The 17765-nt window shown below is 69.6% G+C and carries 13 protein-coding genes; 2 read left to right on the plus strand and 11 right to left on the minus strand.

All coding sequences use genetic code 11. The features are described from left to right. Nucleotides 1-48: 48 nt before the first annotated feature. Nucleotides 49-885 (plus strand): DUF554 domain-containing protein, encoded by an 837-nt coding sequence (locus ACSDQ9_RS02150; RefSeq protein WP_435143059.1) that lies wholly within the window; start codon nt 49-51, stop codon nt 883-885. Here ACSDQ9_RS02150 and ACSDQ9_RS02155 read toward each other — a convergent pair. From ACSDQ9_RS02155 to ACSDQ9_RS02165, 3 genes are read right to left on the minus strand one after another with little or no spacing between them, the layout of a single operon-like run. Continuing rightward, nucleotides 787-1569 (minus strand): hypothetical protein, encoded by a 783-nt coding sequence (locus ACSDQ9_RS02155; RefSeq protein WP_435143061.1) that lies wholly within the window; start codon nt 1567-1569, stop codon nt 787-789. The two genes, ACSDQ9_RS02150 and ACSDQ9_RS02155, sit on opposite strands and share 99 nt — an antisense overlap. Before the next feature lie 10 nt (nt 1570-1579). Further along, entirely contained in the window at nt 1580-5140 is a 3561-nt protein-coding gene (gene dnaE / locus ACSDQ9_RS02160; protein WP_435143063.1) for a DNA polymerase III subunit alpha, read from the minus strand. Then, nucleotides 5133-6416, minus strand: coding sequence for an MFS transporter (locus ACSDQ9_RS02165; RefSeq protein WP_435143065.1), 1284 nt, complete (start codon nt 6414-6416; stop codon nt 5133-5135). Before ACSDQ9_RS02165 ends, dnaE begins: the two co-directional genes overlap by 8 nt. A 78-nt stretch (nt 6417-6494) precedes the next feature. Here ACSDQ9_RS02165 and ACSDQ9_RS02170 point away from each other — a divergent pair, with 78 nt between their 5' ends. After that, nucleotides 6495-6941: a DUF2231 domain-containing protein gene (locus tag ACSDQ9_RS02170; RefSeq protein WP_435143067.1), complete on the plus strand. Its 447-nt coding sequence runs from the start codon at nt 6495-6497 to the stop codon at nt 6939-6941. 31 nt (nt 6942-6972) lie between these two features. Here ACSDQ9_RS02170 and ACSDQ9_RS02175 read toward each other — a convergent pair whose 3' ends face one another. The 8 genes from ACSDQ9_RS02175 to ACSDQ9_RS02210 all read right to left on the minus strand — a co-directional run bounded on the left by ACSDQ9_RS02175 (nt 6973) and on the right by ACSDQ9_RS02210 (nt 17709). Beyond that, nucleotides 6973-8442: a glutamate synthase subunit beta gene (locus tag ACSDQ9_RS02175; protein WP_435143069.1), complete on the minus strand. Its 1470-nt coding sequence runs from the start codon at nt 8440-8442 to the stop codon at nt 6973-6975. Beyond that, on the minus strand, nt 8435-12955 hold the full coding sequence (gene gltB / locus ACSDQ9_RS02180; RefSeq protein WP_435143071.1) for a glutamate synthase large subunit: 4521 nt from the start codon (nt 12953-12955) through the stop codon (nt 8435-8437). The genes ACSDQ9_RS02175 and gltB overlap by 8 nt, the downstream gene beginning before the upstream one ends. Nucleotides 12956-13003: 48 nt before the next feature. Beyond that, complete coding sequence (gene lgt, locus ACSDQ9_RS02185) at nt 13004-13864, minus strand: prolipoprotein diacylglyceryl transferase (protein ID WP_435143728.1); 861 nt, start codon at nt 13862-13864, stop codon at nt 13004-13006. 25 nt (nt 13865-13889) lie between these two features. Further along, nucleotides 13890-14525: an SCO family protein gene (locus ACSDQ9_RS02190; RefSeq protein ID WP_435143073.1), complete on the minus strand. Its 636-nt coding sequence runs from the start codon at nt 14523-14525 to the stop codon at nt 13890-13892. A 2-nt stretch (nt 14526-14527) separates the two neighbouring features. After that, nucleotides 14528-15346: a tryptophan synthase subunit alpha gene (gene trpA, locus ACSDQ9_RS02195; RefSeq protein WP_435143075.1), complete on the minus strand. Its 819-nt coding sequence runs from the start codon at nt 15344-15346 to the stop codon at nt 14528-14530. Further along, the gene (gene trpB, locus ACSDQ9_RS02200) at nt 15343-16611 is read right to left on the minus strand and encodes a tryptophan synthase subunit beta (protein WP_435143077.1); all 1269 of its coding nucleotides are present in this window, start codon (nt 16609-16611) and stop codon (nt 15343-15345) included. The genes trpA and trpB overlap by 4 nt, the downstream gene beginning before the upstream one ends. A gap of 61 nt (nt 16612-16672) precedes the next feature. Next, nucleotides 16673-17461, minus strand: coding sequence for an indole-3-glycerol phosphate synthase TrpC (gene trpC / locus ACSDQ9_RS02205; RefSeq protein ID WP_435143079.1), 789 nt, complete (start codon nt 17459-17461; stop codon nt 16673-16675). After that, entirely contained in the window at nt 17461-17709 is a 249-nt protein-coding gene (locus ACSDQ9_RS02210) for an HGxxPAAW family protein (RefSeq protein ID WP_435143081.1), read from the minus strand. The genes trpC and ACSDQ9_RS02210 overlap by 1 nt, the downstream gene beginning before the upstream one ends. Between the last annotated feature and the right edge of the window lie 56 nt (nt 17710-17765).

Below are 17765 nucleotides of genomic sequence, written 5' to 3' on the forward strand. Positions count from 1 at the left end.
GGGGGTGAGTCTAGGACGAGCGGCCACCCGCCCAGTACGGTGAGCGGCGTGCTGGACTCCACACCGCTGCTGGCGATGCCCCTGCCCCTGCAGGCCTTCATCGGGTTCGGCACCCTGGCCAACATCGCCACCATCGCGGTGGGCACGACGGTGGGACTGCTGCTCGGGCACCGGTTCGACGCCCGCACCCGGGGGACGCTGACCGACCTGTTGGGCCTGTTCACCCTGATGACCGCCGTGGTGTCGATCCTGCCCGCCGTCGGCGAACGGTTCTCGACCGCCGTGCCGGGCCAGCTGGCGGTGATCGTCGTGCTGCTGGGCCTGGCCGTCGGTGCGGTGATCGGGTCGGCACTCAAGCTCGAGGACCGCATCGAACAGTTGGGGGCCTGGGTGCGCGCCAGGCTGGTGCGCTCGGAGTCGCGGGTCGGGGCGGACGGCATTCAGCTGCCGGACGATGAGCACGAGGTGGCGGCCCGCCACCGCTTCGTGCAAGCCTTCTTCAGTTCGACCCTGCTGTTCTGCGTCGGCCCGATGACCATCCTGGGATCACTCTCCGACGGGTTGGGCACGGGACAGCAGTTGCTGCTCACCAAGGCCCTGCTCGACGGGGTGGCCTCGATCGCGTTCGCCTCGGCGCTGGGCGCCGGCGTCTACCTCTCGGCCGCCAGCGTGCTGGTCATCCAGGGAACCCTGACCGCGCTCGGCTGGTGGCTGGGACGACTGCTGGACGGAGCCCAGATCGACGCCCTGTCGATCGCCGGCGGCGTCATCCTGCTGGGGCTCGGGCTACGACTGCTCGAGATTCGCGCGGTCCGCGTCGCCGACCTGACCCCGGGGCTGGTGGTCGCCCCGGTGCTGTTCAGCCTCGTCCGCCTGCTCGCCTGACGCGGCCTGGACGCCCTGGGGTTGGGGGCGTTGCGGTAGGGGGCGCTGCGCGGCCATCGCCGCAGCCATCCTTCGGTGGGCCCGCCGCAGGCGCACGCGGGTGACCAGGCCGGGGCCCGCCTCGTCGTCCGACAGGGAGGCGGCCGCCAGAATCGGCAGCAGGGCCGCGACCGGCCACACCAGTAGCGCCGTGCGCGCCTTCAGGGCCAATTCGATCGGAATGTGGTCACCGGCCTTGGCGGCGGCGATCCGGGTCTCGAAGTCGCCGGAGTCGAGGAAGACGCCGAAGCCCCAGGCGAGCGCCGCGGCCACCAGTGCTCCCACCACCGCCATTGGCACCACCGGCCAGCCGTGGCGGCCGTAGCGCAACCACGCGAACCAGCCGATCAGCGCGCCCGCGACCAGCCCGATGATCACGAACCACGAGTCGGCGACGAAGAACTGGGTGAGGCCTCGTTCGGTGGTGCTGGCCACAGAATCGTCCCCCATCACGTACTCGGGGCGCACGACCACGACGTTCCAGATGAACCCGGCCAGCAGCCCCCCCAACAGGCAGACCACCAGGTACAGCCCGAGCCCGCGGGCCCAGGCGGGCACGTCCGAGGGGTGCGGATCGACGAACGGACGAGGCGCCTCCGCCTGCTCGGTGAGCAGGCTGCGCGGGGTCGGCTCTGGCTCGGTCACGGCCGCCACTCTAGGCCACGCACGACGGCCCCAGCAGCGCCTTCAGATCGGCGACCAGGGGGGACGAGGCCTGCACCCGCAGCCCGTCGTCGAGCTTGAAGGTGGTGGTCTGGTCTCGCGAGACCAACCTCAGGCGCACCTCGCTCATGCCCGGATGGCGTCCCAGCACCTCCCGCAGGCGGCCGACCACCTCGGGGGTGCAGCGCACGGTGGGCAGTTGCAGCGTGAGCGGGCCGGTCTGGGCCTGCTGGTCGACATCGGGGGCGGTGATCTCGATGGCCGAGAGCGAGGTGCGGTCCTCCCCACGGCGGATGCGCCCCTTGACGCGCAGCACGGTGTCGGGGGCGAGCAGCAGGGCGTACTGCTGGAAGGCCTTGTTGAACACCAGCACCTCGACGCCCGCCTCGAGGTCCTCGATGGTCACCGCCGCCCACAGTTCGCCCCGCTTGTTCTGCCGCCGGGTCACCGAGGTCACCAACCCGCAGATGGTCAGGGTCGAACCGTCCTGGGGGCCGTCCTCGTCGAGCGCCCGGGCGATCGTGATGTCGCGGTTGGCCGCCAGCACGTGCTCGACCCCCTGCAGGGGATGGTCGGAGACGTAGAGGCCGAGCATCTCGCGCTCGAAAGCCAGCTTGGTGCGCTTGTCCCAGTCGTCCACCTCGGGCACGGCCCGCCCGGAGTAGGCGGTCGGGGTGTCGTCGGAGTCGAGCCCGAAGCCGAAGTCGAAGGAGTCCTGGCCGTTGGCCTGGTTGCGCTTGAGATCGGTGACCTCGTCGATGGCGCCCTCGTAGATCTCCATCAGCGCCCGCCGCGGGTGGCTCATCGAGTCGAAGGCGCCGGCCTTGATCAGCGATTCCACGGTGCGCTTGTTGCAGACGCTGAGTGGCACCTGGTCGAGGAAGGCGTTGAAGTCGGACGGCAGTCCGTGCTCGGTGCGGGCCTCGACGATGGCGTGCACCACGTTCTCACCGACGTTGCGGATGGCCGCCAGCCCGAAGCGGATGTCGTCGCCGACCGCCGAGAACTCGGCCTCGGAGGTGGTGACGTCGGGCGGCAGCACCTTGATGCCCATGGCGCGGGTGTCGGCCAGGTAGACCGCCATCTTGTCCTTGTCGTCGCCGACGCTGGTGAGCAGCGCGGCCCCGAACTCGGCCGGGAAGTTGGCCTTCAGGTAGGCGGTCCAGTACGAGACCAGCCCGTAGCCGGCGGTGTGTGACTTGTTGAAGGCGTAGCCCGAGAAGGGAAGCATGACGTCCCACAGGGCCTGGGTGGCCTGCTTCGACCAGCCGTTGGCGGTCATGCCTGCCGAGAAGTTGTCGAACTCCTTGGCGAGGATCTCGGGCTTCTTCTTGCCCATCGCCCGGCGCAGCAGGTCGGCGCCGCCCAGGGTGTAGCCCGCCAGGTCGCGGGCGACCGCCATGATCTGCTCCTGGTAGACCATCAGGTGATAGGTGGTGCCCAGGATCGGTTCGAGCGCGTCCTTCAGCTCGGGGTGGATCGGCGTGATCGGCTGGCGACCGTTCTTGCGGGCCGCGTAGTTGATGTGCGCGTTCGCGGCCATCGGGCCCGGTCGGTACAGCGCCAGCACGGCCGCGATGTCCTCGAATCGGGTGGGAGCCATCAGCCTCAGCAGGCTGCGCATGGGGCCACCGTCGAGCTGGAAGACCCCGAGCGTGTCGCCGCGGGCCAGCAGTTCGTAGGTGGGGGCGTCGTCCAACGGGATCGACTCGCAGGCGATGTCGATGCCGCGGTTGGCCTTGATGATCGAGATGGCGTGGTCGATGATGCCGAGGTTGCGCAGGCCGAGGAAGTCCATCTTCATCAGCCCCATCTCTTCGAGTTGGGGGTAGGCGAAGCCCGCGATGATGGTGCCGTCCTTGTCGCGGCGGTGCAGCGGGATCAGGTCGAGCAGCGGTGCCGACGAGAGAATGAACGCGCACGCGTGCACGCCCGTGCCACGCATGGCTCCCTCGAGCCCCAGACCCGTCTCGACGACCTGACGAACCTCGGGGTCGGTGTCGTACAGCGCCCGGAACTCCGAGCCCTCGGCGTAGCGCGGGTGCTCGGCGTTGAACAGGTCCTTGAGCGGGACGTCCTTGCCCATCACCGCCGGCGGCATCGCCTTGGTGATCTTCTCGCCCAGCGAGAACGGGTGCCCCAGGATGCGGTTGGCGTCCTTGATGGCGGCCTTGGCCTTGATGGTCGAGAACGTGTTCACCTGGCTGGTGAACTCCGCCCCGTACTTGGTGGTGACGTAGTCGATGATCTTGTCGCGCTGGCGGTCGTCGAAGTCGAGGTCGACGTCGGGTGGGTTGATGCGCTCGGGGTTGAGGAAGCGCTCGAACAGCAGGGCGTGCTCGATCGGGTCCAGCTCGGTGATGCGGGTCAGGTAGGCGATCATCGAGCCGGTGGCCGAGCCTCGTCCGGGGCCCACGGCGACCCCCATGTCGCGGGCCGCCTGGCAGATGTCGGAGACCACCAGGAAGTAGGCCGAGAACCCCAGCGGCTCGATCACGGCCAGCTCGGTCTCGATGCGCTCGAGCACCGCGGGCGAGGGGTTGTCGCCGAAACGGAGCTTCACGCCCTCGTCGACCTTCTTGCGCAGCCACGAGTTCTGCGTCTCGCCCTCGGGCACGTCGAACTGGGGCATGCGGTCGACGTGGGCGAAGACATCGTCGTAGGGCTCGATCATCTCGGCGACCAGCAAGGTGTTGTCGGCGGCCTCGGGCAGTTCGCGGAAGAGGTCACGCATCTGCTCGGCCGACTTGATGTAGTAGCCCGAGCCGTTGAACCGGAAGCGCTTCTCGTCGTCCTTGTTGCGGCCCACGCCCACGCACAGCAGGTCGTCGTGGGAGTTCGACTGGTCTTCGGTGACGTAGTGCGAGTCGTTGGTCAGCAACAGCGGAATGCCGAGATCCTTGTGCAGCCGCATCAGGTCGGCGCGCACCTCGCGCTCGATCGGCACACCGTGCTCCATCAGTTCGATGAAGTAGTTCTCGGCGCCGAAGATGTCGCGGTAGTCGGCGGCCGCCTGGCGGGCCTTGTCGTACTGACCCAGCCGCAACCGGGTCTGCACCTCGCCCGAGGGGCAACCGGTGGTCGCGATGATGCCCTCGTGGTGCTGCTCGATCAGTTCACGGTCCATGCGGGGCTTCATGTAGTAGCCCTCGAAGCTGGCCAACGACGACAGCCGGAACAGGTTGTGCAGGCCCGACGCGTTCTTGGCCCACATCGTCATGTGGGTGTAGCGACCACCACCCGAGACGTCCTTGCCGCCCTCGGCGTCGGGATCGGAGGGGTCACGGCGACCGCCGTCGGCCCAGTACTCCTGCACCCGCGAGAACCGGGACGACGGGGCGACGTAGGCCTCGATGCCGATGATCGGCTTCACGGCATGGTTCTTGGAGGTCTGGAAGAACTCGTAGGCCCCGAACATGTTGCCGTGGTCACTCATGGCCACCGCCGGCATGCCCAGGCGTTCGACCTCGGCGAACAGCTGCTTGTTCTTCGCCAACCCGTCCAACGTCGAGTACTCAGTGTGGACGTGCAGGTGGACGAAGTTGTCAGCCATCGATGGCAGCCTTCCCGTCAAAGGTGCGAGTGGTGAGAGCCCCACTGTAGTGCCGTCGGCTGACAGTTCCGTGCACGGCGAGGGTGATGCCCAGGATCACCGCGGCGACCACCGGCAGGTGCTCGGCACCCAGCCCCGCGGCCAGGCCGAGACCCCCCAGGCCGCCCCCCAGCGCCGAGCCGAGCGAGATGGCGCTCGCATTCAGGGCCATCACGATGGGAGCGGCGTCGGGCGCCATCGATGCCAGCCGCGCCTGCTGTGGCACGGCCGCGCCGCCGTTGCCGACGCCGCAGACGAAGAACCAGACCAGGCCCAGCACCGAGACCAGCACGGCCACCCCACCCCCGGCCACGCCCCTGACGGACACTGCCGACGCCCCGAAGGCGAACACGACGGCGCCGACGACGGCGTTGACCATCAGGCCGGCGAGCACGACGGTCAGAACTCGCACCGGGGTGAATCGGTCGGCCAGCCGACCCGTGACCGCGTTGCCCAGCATGCTGGCCGTGCCGTAGCCGAACATCACGGCCACGATCGCCCACCCGTCGCCCACCCACGGACGAAGGATCAGCGCGGCGAAGGTGAAGCAGGCATAGCTGGAGGACAGGATGCCCACGGTCACCAGCAGGGCGACCACCAGCCGCCGCTGCTTCAACGGTGCCAGCCGGTCGGCAAGGGTGGTGGCGGGCAGGTGCAGGTGCGGCAGTCGGGCCACGATCCCGATCAGGGCGATCGAGCCGACGGCGGCCACCAGTCCGAGCGGGAAGCGCCAGTTGCTCTGACCCATCAGCAGCCCCACGGGCACCCCGAGGGCGGTGGCGGTCATCCAGCCGCCCAGCACGAACGACAGCGCGCGGCCGCGCTGCTCGGGCGGGGCCAGGTGGATGACGTAGCTGGTGATGGCGGCGCTCAGCAGGCTGCCGCCCAGCGCCGAGATGACGCGGCCGCCCAGCGCGAACGCGTAGTTCGGGGCGAGTGCCACCACCACGTTGCCGACCACGAACACGGCCAAGGCAGCGGTGATGGTGCGGCGGCGCTCCCACCCACTGGTCACGGTGCCCAGCAGCGGGCCGGCGAAGGCCGAGGTCAGGGCGAACACGCTGACCAGCTGCCCGGCGAGGGCATTGCTCACCCGCAGGTCGGTCGAGATGGCCGGTAGCAGGCCCGCCAGCACGTAGCCGTCGATGCCGGTCGAGAAGCCGGCCACCGCCAACCAGATCAGGGCGTGGTAGGGCAGCCGGGGCGTGTTGGTCTGGTGCGGGTTGGCGTCGGACACTCGCGTCAGGCTAGTCGCGTGAGCCGTTTCCGGCTCCGCCCACCGGGCCCGTGGGGGACGAACTGTCACACTGGCTGAGTGAACCTTCCGCTGCATCCGTTGTTCGTCCACCTGCCGGTGGTGCTGTTCCCGCTCGCGGCTCTGGCCGCACTGGTGTTCGTGGCCGTGCCCCGCTGGCGCCGGTACCTGTTGTGGCCGGTCTCCGTGGGCGCGCTGGTGGCCTTCGTGGGCATGATCGCCGCCCGCCAGACCGGCGACTCGCTGGCCGCCACCCTGCCGGGCATGGCCGAGCGGATCGCCGTCCACGAGCAGCGGGCCAACCTGCTGCTCGCCTCCGCGGTGGTCTTCGGGGTGGGCCTGCTGCTGGAACTGCTGACTCGTCCGGGCGAAGGGTTCGGGCCGCGACTGCGACCCGGGTGGGTCGCGGTCGCCGGCCACGTGCTCACCGCCGTCGGGGCGGTCGCCGTGCTCGTCACCGTGGTGCTCACCGGCGACTCCGGTGCGCGCATGGTCTGGGGCCGATAGGTGGTCTGGGGCCGCTAGCCGGTCTGGGTCGTCAGGCGAGCAGCTGGCGCACCTGCGGTCCGATCGGACGAGGCAGCGCCGAACGGGTGCCCGACAGGAACGAGTCGACCCCCTGGGCGGCCGAGCGGCCCTCGGCGATCGCCCACACGATCAGCGACTGCCCCCGACCGGCGTCGCCGCAGGCGAACACCCCGGGAACGTTGGTCTGGTACGACTCGTCCCGCTTGAGGTTGCCGCGCTCGTCGACCTCGACCCCCAACTGCGACACGACGGTGTCGGTCTCGGGGCCCGTGAAGCCCATGGCGAGCAGCACCAGCTGTGCCTCGATCTCGCGCTCGGTGCCCTCGACCGGCTGGAACCGGCCGTCGACGAACTCCACCTCCGACAGCTTCAGGGCCCGCAGGTTGCCCTGCTCGTCGCCCAGGAACTCCGAGGTCGAGCTGGCGTAGACGCGGTCTCCGCCCTCCTCGTGGGCCGAGCTGACCCGGAAGATCATCGGGTAGGTCGGCCACGGCTGGTTGGTAGGACGAACCTCGGGCGGCATCGGCATGATCTCGAGCTGGGTGACCGAGGCGGCCCCCTGCCGCAGCGAGGTGCCGAGGCAGTCGGCGCCGGTGTCACCGCCGCCGATGATGACGACGTGCTTGCCCGTGGCGGTGATCTGGTTCTCGACCTCCTGGCCGAGGGCGACCCGGTTGGCCTGGGGCAGGAACTCCATGGCCTGGTGGACGCCCGCCAGCTCGCGGCCGGGGATGGGCAGGTCGCGCGCCTTGGTGGCTCCGGTGGCCAGCACGACGGCGTCGAAGCGTTCCAGCAACTGCTCGCCGGTGAGGTCGACGCCGACATTGGTGTTGGGCCGGAAGACGGTGCCCTCGAGGTTCATCTGCTTGAGGCGACGCTCCAGCACCGCCTTCTCCATCTTGAACTCGGGGATGCCGTAGCGCAGCAGACCACCGATGGCATCGGCCCGCTCGTAGACGACCACGGTGTGGCCGGTGCGGGTCAACTGCTGGGCCGCGGCGAGACCCGCCGGGCCCGAACCGATCACGGCCACCGTCTTCAGCGAGTGCCACTCGGGCTGCTGGGGCTGCACCCGCAGGTCGTCCCACGCCTTGTCGATGATGGCGACCTCGACGTTCTTGATGGTCACCGGGTCGCGGGTGATGCCCACGACGCAGGCCGTCTCGCAGGGGGCCGGGCACAGTCGTCCGGTGAACTCGGGGAAGTTGTTGGTGGCGTGCAGCCGCTCCAGCGCGTTCACCCACTCGTCACGCCAGACCAGGTCGTTCCACTCGGGAATGAGGTTCCCCAGCGGGCAGCCGGTGTGGCAGAAGGGGATGCCGCAGTCCATGCAGCGCCCGGCCTGCTTCGAGATGATCGGCAGGAGGGCCTTGCCCGGTCCGCCCGGGTAGACCTCCTTCCAGTCGTGCACGCGCTCCTCGACGGGACGCCGGCTGGCGACCTCGCGGGGAGTGGTCATGAAGCCCTTCGGATCAGCCATGAGCAGCCTCCATCATCAGTGCGGTCGTGGCGGCCTCGTCGAGGCCCTTCTGCATGGCCTCGGCGCGAGCGGCCAGCACCTTGGCGTAGTCGCGGGGCTCCACCTTGGTGAAGACCGCGGCGAGGTGGTCGCGGCCGGCCTCGAGCAGGTCGGCGGCGACGGTCGATCCGGTGCGGTCGCGGTGCTCGGTGAGCAGGGCGGTCACCCGGTCGAGGTCGGCCTCGGTGAGGTCGACGGCGTCGACCATCTCGGTGTTCAGTCGTCCGCGATCGAGGTCGAGCACCCAGGCGTACCCACCCGACATGCCCGCAGCGAAGTTGCGGCCGGTGGGGCCGAGGATCAGCACCTCTCCCCCGGTCATGTACTCGCAACCGTGGTCACCGACACCCTCGACCACGGCCGAGGCGCCCGAGTTGCGCACGCAGAAGCGTTCGCCGACGACGCCGCGCAGGAACAGCTTGCCCGAGGTGGCGCCGTAGCCGATCACGTTGCCGGCCACGATCTGGTCGTGCGGGTCGAAGCCGACACCGTCGCCCGGGGTGACCACCACGGTTCCGCCCGACAGACCCTTGCCGACGTAGTCGTTGGAGTCGCCGATGAGCGTCAGGTCGACCCCCGCCGGCAGGAACGCGCCGAAGCTCTGGCCCGCGGTACCGGTGAACGTGAACCGGATGGTTCCCTCGGGCAGCCCCGCTCCGCGAGTCGCCTTGGTCACCTCGTGCCCGAGCACGGTGCCGACGGTGCGGTCAATGTTGCGGATCGAGAACGAGGCCTCGACCGACTCCGCGCGGTCGAGCGCCGGACGAGCGGCCTCGATCAGGGCGACGTCGAGCTTGGCGTCGAGCCCGTGGTCCTGCTCGACGGTGTTGTGCAGCGGGCTGCCCGAGGCAAGACCCACCTGGTGCAGCACCGGCGACAGGTCCAGACCCTTGGCCTTCCAGTGGTCGACCGCGGCCGCGCTGTCGAGGGCCTCGACGTGACCGACAGCCTCCTCGATCGAGCGGAACCCCAGCGCCGCCAGGTACTCGCGCACCTCCTGTGCGATGAAGGTGAAGAAGTTGACGACGTGTTCGGCCTTGCCGTGGTAGTGCTCGCGCAGTTCGGGGTTCTGCGTGGCGATGCCCACCGGGCAGGTGTCCTTGTGGCAGACGCGCATCATGATGCAGCCCGAGACCACCAGCGGGGCGGTCGCGAAGCCGAACTCCTCGGCGCCCAGCAGGGCGGCGATGATCACGTCGCGCCCGGTCTTGAGCTGGCCGTCGCACTGCACCACGATGCGATCGCGCAGGCCGTTGATCAGCAGCGTCTGCTGGGTCTCGGCCAGGCCGAGCTCCCACGGGCCGCCGGCGTGCTTGAGCGAGGTCAGGGGCGCAGCCCCGGTGCCGCCGTCGTGGCCCGAGATGAGCACCACGTCGGCCTTTGCCTTCGAGACACCCGCCGCGACCGTGCCCACGCCGACCTCGGCGACCAGCTTGACGTGCACGCGGGCCGACGGGTTGGCGCACTTCAGGTCGTGGATCAGCTGCTTGAGATCCTCGATCGAGTAGATGTCGTGGTGCGGGGGCGGCGAGATCAGCCCGACGCCGGGCGTCGAGTGACGCGTCTTGGCGACCCACGGGTACACCTTGGGGCCGGGCAGCTGACCACCCTCGCCGGGCTTGGCGCCCTGGGCCATCTTGATCTGGATGTCGGTGGCGTTGGTGAGGTAGTCCGAGGTCACGCCGAATCGGCCCGAGGCCACCTGCTTGATCGCGGAGCGACGCTCCGGGTCGTACAGTCGCTCGGCATCCTCGCCGCCCTCGCCGGTGTTGGACTTGCCGCCCAACCGGTTCATGGCGATCGCCAGCGTCTGGTGGGCCTCCATCGAGATCGAGCCGTAGCTCATCGCGCCGGTCGAGAACCGCTTCACGATCTCTTCGACGGGCTCCACCTCGTCGATGTCGATGGGCTGGCGGTCGGCCGCGAACGTCAAGAGCGACCGCAGCGTCATCAGTCGGGCCGAGTTGTCGTCGACCAACTGGGTGTAGCGCTTGAAGATGTCGTAGCGACCGGTCTGGGTCGAATGCTGCAGCCGGAAGACCGTCTCGGGGTCGAACAGGTGCTGCTCGCCCTCGCGGCGCCACTGGTACTCCCCGCCCACGGGCAGGGTGCGGTGCGCGTTCGGCACACCCGAGACCGGGTAGGCCTCCTGGTGGCGCAGGTTCACCTCCTCGGCGATCTCGTCCAGCCCGATGCCCTCGATCCGGCTGGTGGTGCCGGTGAAGAACTCGTCCACGAAGTCGCTCTTGAGGCCGACCGCCTCGAAGATCTGTGCACCGGTGTAGCTGGCGAGCGTCGAGACGCCCATCTTGCTCATCACCTTGAGCACGCCCTTGCCGAGCGCCTTGTACACGTTCTTGATGGCCTTCTCGGGCGCCACCTCGACGTAGAGCTCGTTGCGCGCCATGTCTTCGGCCGACTCGAGCACCAGGTACGGGTTGACCGCCGCGGCGCCGTAGCCGACCAGCAGGGCGACATGGTGCACCTCGCGGACGTCGCCGGCCTCGACGATCAGGCCCACCTGGGTGCGGGTCTTCTCGGCGACCAGGTGATGGTGGATGGCCGAGGTCAACAGCAACGACGGGATCGGTGCCAGCTCCCGGGTGGAGTGACGGTCCGACAGCACGATCACCCGGGCACCGTCGGCAATGGCGCGCGAGACCTCGGCGCGAATCTCGACGAGCCGCTGCCGCAGCGCCTGCCCACCACCGTCGACCGGGTACAGACCGCGGACGACGTGGGTGGCCAGGTGTGCGTGCTTGCCGTCGTCGGAGATGTGGATCAGTTTCGACAACTGCTCGGAATCGAGGATCGGGTAGGGAATCACCAACTGCCGACACGATTCCTCGCTGGGCGACAGCAGGTTGCCCTCGGGGCCGATGGTGCCGGCCAGTGACGTCACCAGTTCCTCGCGGATGGCGTCCAAGGGCGGGTTGGTGACCTGGGCGAACAACTGCGCGAAGTAGTCGAAGATCATCCGCGGACGATCCGACAGCACCGCGATCGGGGTGTCGGTGCCCATCGAACCGATGGCCTCCGCGCCGTCGTTGGCCATCGGCGCGATCAGCTGGCGCAACTCCTCATGGGTGTAGCCGAACAGCTGCTGCCGACGGGTCACCGAGGCGTGGCTGTGCACGATGTGGGTGCGCTCGGGAAGCTCCTCGAACCGCAGCTTGGTGGTCAGCCACTCGGCGTAGGGGTGCTCGCCGGCCAACTGCGACTTGATCTCGTCGTCACCGATGATGCGCTGCTGGTCGAGATCGACCAGGAACATGCGGCCCGGCTGCAGGCGGCCCTTGGTGACCACCTGGTCGGGGGCGACGGGCAGCACGCCCGACTCGGAGGCGAAGATCACCCGACCGTCGGTGGTCACCCAGTACCGCGCCGGACGAAGGCCGTTGCGGTCGAGCACGCCGCCGATCAGGCTGCCGTCGGTGAAGGTGACGCAGGCGGGGCCGTCCCAGGGCTCCATCACCGAGGAGTGGAACTCGTAGAACGCCCGGCGGGCCGCATCCATCTCGGTGTGGTTCTCCCACGCCTCGGGGATCATCATCAGCACCGCGTGCGGCAGGGATCGTCCGCCCAGGTGCAGCAGTTCGAGCACCTCGTCGAAGCTGGCCGAGTCGGAGGCCTCGGGGGTGCAGATGGGGAACAACCGCTCCAGGTCGCCGGGGAGCACGTCGCTGGCCAGCAGCGCCTCGCGCGCGCGCATCCAGTTGCGGTTGCCCCGCACGGTGTTGATCTCACCGTTGTGGGCCATCAGGCGGTAGGGGTGGGCCAGTTCCCAGGCGGGGAAGGTGTTGGTCGAGAAGCGCGAGTGCACCAGGGCCAGCGCCGAGGTGAAGGACTCGTCGTGCAGTTCGGGGAAGACCTGCTCGAGCTGATCGGTGGTCAGCATGCCCTTGTAGACGATCGTGCGCGACGACAGCGACGAGAAGTACACCTGCGCCTCGTGCTGGGCGCGACGCCGCAGGGCATACACCAGCCGGTCGAGATCGAGGCCGGCCTCGCCACCCGGAGAGCTGACGAACAGCTGGGCGAAGTGGGGCATGACGGCCAGCGAGATGGGGCTGAGCGAGTCGGTGACCACCGGCACGTCGCGCCAACCGAGAACCGTCAGGGATTCGTCGGCCGCGATCTGCTCGATCGCCGCAACGGCGGTGGCCCGCTCCTGGTCATCGGCGGGCAGGTGGGCCAGACCCACCGCGAAGGCACCGGCCGCGGTCAGCTCGAAGTCGACCACACCGCGCAGGAACGCGTCGGGCACCTGCACCAGGATGCCGGCGCCGTCACCGGCCGCCTCGTCGGCGCCGGTGGCACCACGGTGGTCGAGATTGCGCAGTGCCTCGAGCCCCTGCTCGACGATGGCGTGGCTGGGATCACCGCTCAGCTGGGCGACGAAGGCGACGCCGCAGGCATCATGCTCGAACTCCGGACGGTAGAGACCCTGCTTGGGGTGGTGGCCAAAGACCATCGATGACTCCAATCGGCTCACGCGTGCCGGGCGGCAAGCGGTTCAATCTCACACAGGCGCCGACTCGGCCTCCGCGACGTCCGGGATCTGGACGAAGGGCCGCTCAACCCTCCCCGGGTACCGGACGAGCTGCAGCACCAGCAGCGCGACGGCAGCCAGGAACACGATGCTCGAGACGTACTCGTTGACCCGGAAGCCACCGATGCGGTTGACCGTGTCGATGCGCACCCGCTCGATGAAGAACCGCCCCAGCGTGTACCAGATGACGTAGCTGGTCATCAGCTTGCCGCGACCCAGACGCAGCGGCTTCTCGAGCGCGATCAGCAGGGCCGCACCCGCCAGGCACCACAGCAGTTCGTAGAGGAAGGTCGGGTGGAAGGTGGCGAACTGCTCGTAGCCCTCGGGGCGGTACTGCGGAGCGATCCGCAGCCCCCACGGCAGGGTGGTCGGGCGCCCGAACAACTCCTGGTTGAACCAGTTGCCGAGCCGGCCCATCGCCTGGGCGATCAGCAGCGACGGCGCCATCACGTCGGCCACGGCACCGAACGACAGGCCGCGGCGACGACACAGCAGCCAGGCCACCAGCGCGCCTGCGGCCACCCCGCCCCAGATGCCGAGCCCGCCCTCCCAGATGAAGAAAGCCCGATACCAGTCACGGCCCGGCCCGAAGTACAGCTGGGGATCGGTGATCACGTGGTACAGCCGGGCGCCCAGGATGCCGGCGAGCACCGCCCACAGGGTGATCGTCTCGATCTGTTCCGACGTGCCTCCCCGGGCCACGAATCGTCTGCGCGCCAGCCAGAAGCCGACCATCACCCCGGCGAGAATGCACAGCGCGTAGGCGTGCACCCGCAACGGCCCGAGGTTGAAGCCGTTCCACGAAGGGCTCGGGATGGACATCGCCACGATCAGGGCGGTTGCACTCATGCGTCGCTCACTTCTGTTTGTCGACCAACAGGGTGATGTCGGTGATGTAGTCGGCCACGCTGGTGCCGCTCGACCACAAGACGGCCGCGCTCTCGTCCTTGCCGAAACCGAGCACCTGCGTGGAGTGGGTGACCTCGTAGCCGCCCGAGGGCAGCTTCTTGGCATCGTCGATGCTCAGCCCGATGGTCTCGGCGGCCTTGACGATCACGTCGAGCTTGCCGGTCAGACCGACGAAGGCGGGGTCGATGCGGGCCAGGTACTCCTTGAGCACCTGCGGGGTGTCGCGGGCCGGATCGGTGGTGACGATCACCACCCTGACCTGGTCGCGCACCGCGGCGTCGACCCGCTGCAGGGCGCTGGCGAGGTCGGCCATGATGCCCGGGCAGACGTCGGGGCAGTTGGTGTAGCCGAAGAACACCAGCGTGGCCGCCGACCCGTGATGGGTGTTCATCGGGGCGGTCGCCCCGGTGGTGTCGGTCAGTTCGACCGACGGCAGTCGCCACCCGGTCGAGGTGATCTCGGTTCCGGCCGCGTAGCCGCCCGGGCGGCTGCCGACGGTGGCGGGTGACTGCTTCCCGCAACCCGCCAGCGCCACCGCTGCGCCGACACCCAGCATCGTCCGCCGGCTGATCGACCCCGGCATGGTCACCCGCGGGCGCGGCGCACACCGGCCGCCAGGTCGTCCACCCGGGCGCGGAGCGCCGACAGGTCGGACGAGGAGTCCCGCTCGTTGTCGATCAGGTGCTTGACGAGCGCCGAGCCGACGATGACGCCATCGGCGTAGGCGCCGATCTCGGCGGCCTGGTCGCCGTTGGAGACCCCCAGGCCGACGCCCACGAAGACATCGGACTGGCGGCGCACCCGCTCGACCAGGTCGGGGGCGGCGGACGAGATCTGCTGCCGCTCCCCCGTCACACCCATCACCGCGGTGGCGTACACCCAGCCGCGGCAGGCCTGAGTGGTCAGGGCGATCCGCTCGTCCGACGACGACGGGGCCACCAGGAAGATGCGGTCGAGGCCTTCCCGAACGCTAGCGGCCAGCCAGCCCTCGGCCTCGTCCGGGGTGAGATCGGGGGTGATCAGGCCCGACCCGCCCGCATTGACCAGGTCGCGGGCGTAGCGGTCGACGCCGTAGCGCTCCACCAGATTCCAGTAGGTCATCACCACGGCCGGCGTGCCCGTCGCGGTGACGGCCTCGACGGCGCGGAAGACGTCGTCGGTGCGCACCCCGCGCTCCAGGGCCCGGGTGGCGGCGTGCTGAATGGCCAGGCCGTCCATCACCGGGTCGGAGTAGGGGGCACCGATCTCGACGAGGTCGACCCCTCGCCCCTCGCTCCCCTCGGTGAGGGCCACCAGGGCCTCGATCGACCCGGGCACGTCGGGGTACCCGACCGGCAGGTACCCGACCAGAGCGGCCCGGTTCTCGTTCCTCGCACGCTCGTAGGCGGCTGCACTCGAGGTCACTTGACCTCCTCCGTCTCGTGGTCGACCGAGCCGTCGATGTCGAACCAGTCGAGCGCCGTGGACACGTCCTTGTCGCCTCGGCCGGAAATGTTCACCAGGATGGTCGGCGGCCGGTTCGCGAACTCCGGACGACCCACCAACTCCAGCGCCAACTGCTGGGCGCCGGCGACGGCGTGGGCCGACTCGATGGCGGGCAGGATGCCCTCGGTGCGGGTCAGCAGCCGCAGGGCCTCCATGGCCTGGGCGTCGGTCACCGGACGATAGGTGGCGCGCCCCGTGCGGGCCAGCCAAGCGTGCTCGGGGCCGACACCCGGGTAGTCGAGCCCGGCCGAGATCGAGTGCGACTCGATGGTCTGGCCGTCCTCGTCCTGCAGCACATAGGTGCGGGCACCGTGCAGCACCCCGAGCGAGCCGGCGGTGATGCTGGCGGCGTGTCGTCCGGTCTCGACACCGTCACCGGCGGCCTCGAAGCCGTACAGGCCGACCTCGGCGTCGTCGATGAAGTCGGCGAAGATGCCCATGGCATTCGAGCCACCGCCGATGCAGGCGCAGACCGCGTCGGGCAGCCGGCCGTACTTCTCGAGCAGTTGGGCGCGAGCCTCGGTCGAGATCACCCGCTGGAACTCGCGGACGATGCGGGGGAACGGGTGCGGGCCGCCCACGGTACCGATCAGGTAATGGGTGTCGTCGACATTCGAGACCCAGTCGCGCATGGCCTCGTTCATGGCGTCCTTGAGGGTCTGCGACCCGGCCTTCACGGCCACCACCTCGGCGCCCAGCATCTGCATGCGGGCCACGTTGAGGGCCTGCCGGTCGGTGTCGACCTTGCCCATGTAGACGCGGCACTCCAGCCCGAGCAGCGCCGCCGCGGTGGCGCTGGCCACCCCGTGCTGACCGGCCCCGGTCTCGGCGATCACCCGCCGCTTGCCCATGCGCACGGCCAGCAGGGCCTGCCCGAGCACGTTGTTGATCTTGTGGCTGCCGGTGTGGTTGAGGTCTTCACGCTTGAGCAGCATGCGCGCCCCGCCGCAGTGCTCGGCGAACCGGGTGGCGTCGGTGATCGGCGTCGGCCGCCCCGAGTAGTCCCGCTGCAGGCGGGCGAGCTCGGCGGCGAAGTCGGGATCGTCCTGGGCCGCGTCGAACGCATCCTCGAGCTGGGCCAGCGCCGCCTGCAACGCCTCGGGGACGAACTTGCCCCCGAACTCCTCGAAGTGGCCGGACTTGTCGGGCAGGGTCGGCCGCGGTGAGGGCTGGGTGTCGGTCATGACAGATCTCTTCTTCGGGGACGCGTCTTCAGGGATTCGGGCTTCAGGGATTCGGGGGACTTCAGGAGCGCAGGGCGGCGACGGCGGCCCGCGGGTCGGCGTGCCTGACCAGCGCCTCCCCGACGAGCACCACGTCGGCGCCCAGAGCCGCCACGTGGGCGACGTCGGCGGGGCCGGACAGGCCCGACTCGGCGACCTTGATGGCGGCCGCGGGCAATTCGTCGACCAGCGCACCGAACTGGTTGAGGTCGACGTCGAGGGTGACCAGATTGCGGTTGTTGACCCCGATCACGGCACCGGCCGGGTCGTCGGCCACGAGCGCGGCCGCGCGGCGGGCCTCCTCGACGGTGTGCACCTCGATGAGCGGGGTGAGCCCCAACTGCCGGGCCAACGCGTGCAGGCGGGAGAGCTCGGCATCGTCCAACGAGGCCACGATCAGCAGAGCCAGGTCGGCGCCGTGCACGCGCGCCTCGACCAACTGGTACTCCGTGACGATGAAGTCCTTGCGCAGCACCGGCAGGTCGACCCGGGCGCGCACGGCGTCGAGGTCGGCCAGGCTGCCGCCGAACCGACGGCGTTCGGTGAGCACGCTGATCGCGGCGGCACCGCCGGCCTCGTAGTCGGCGGCGAGGCTCGCCGGGTCACCGATCTCGGCGAGCGCGCCCTTCGACGGGCTCGACCGCTTGACCTCGGCGATCACCTGCACGCCGTCCCGGCGGAACAGCGGGCGCGGGTCCCGGGGCGCGGGGGCGTCGGCGAGCAGCGACTCGAGAACGGCGCGCGGGGTGGCGGCCTCACGCTCCGCGAGGTCTTCCCGCACGCCCGCGACGATGGCGTCGAGGACGCTCATCAGCCGTTGCCGTAACCGGCAGCCTTCAGGATTCCGCCGGCGACGAGACCGAGCAGCACGAGCCCGGCGCCGACGTAGCAGAGCACCCAGTTCGGACCCAGCACGGCACCGATGGAGGCGGCCACGAAACCGATGCCGCTGATTGCCACACCCGTCCACGCGGCGGGGCTGCGCCCGTGGTGGTAGTAGCGCACGGGCTTGTCGCTCCGCCGACCCGCAACAGCGGGGGTGGTGACGTCGTCAGCCATGTCAGTCCTCTCGTGCAAGTCAGTCATCGGCGGGGTTCACCTCACCAGCGGGGCCC

Source organism: Aestuariimicrobium soli (assembly GCF_051192575.1).
GTDB lineage: Bacteria > Actinomycetota > Actinomycetes > Propionibacteriales > Propionibacteriaceae > Aestuariimicrobium > Aestuariimicrobium soli.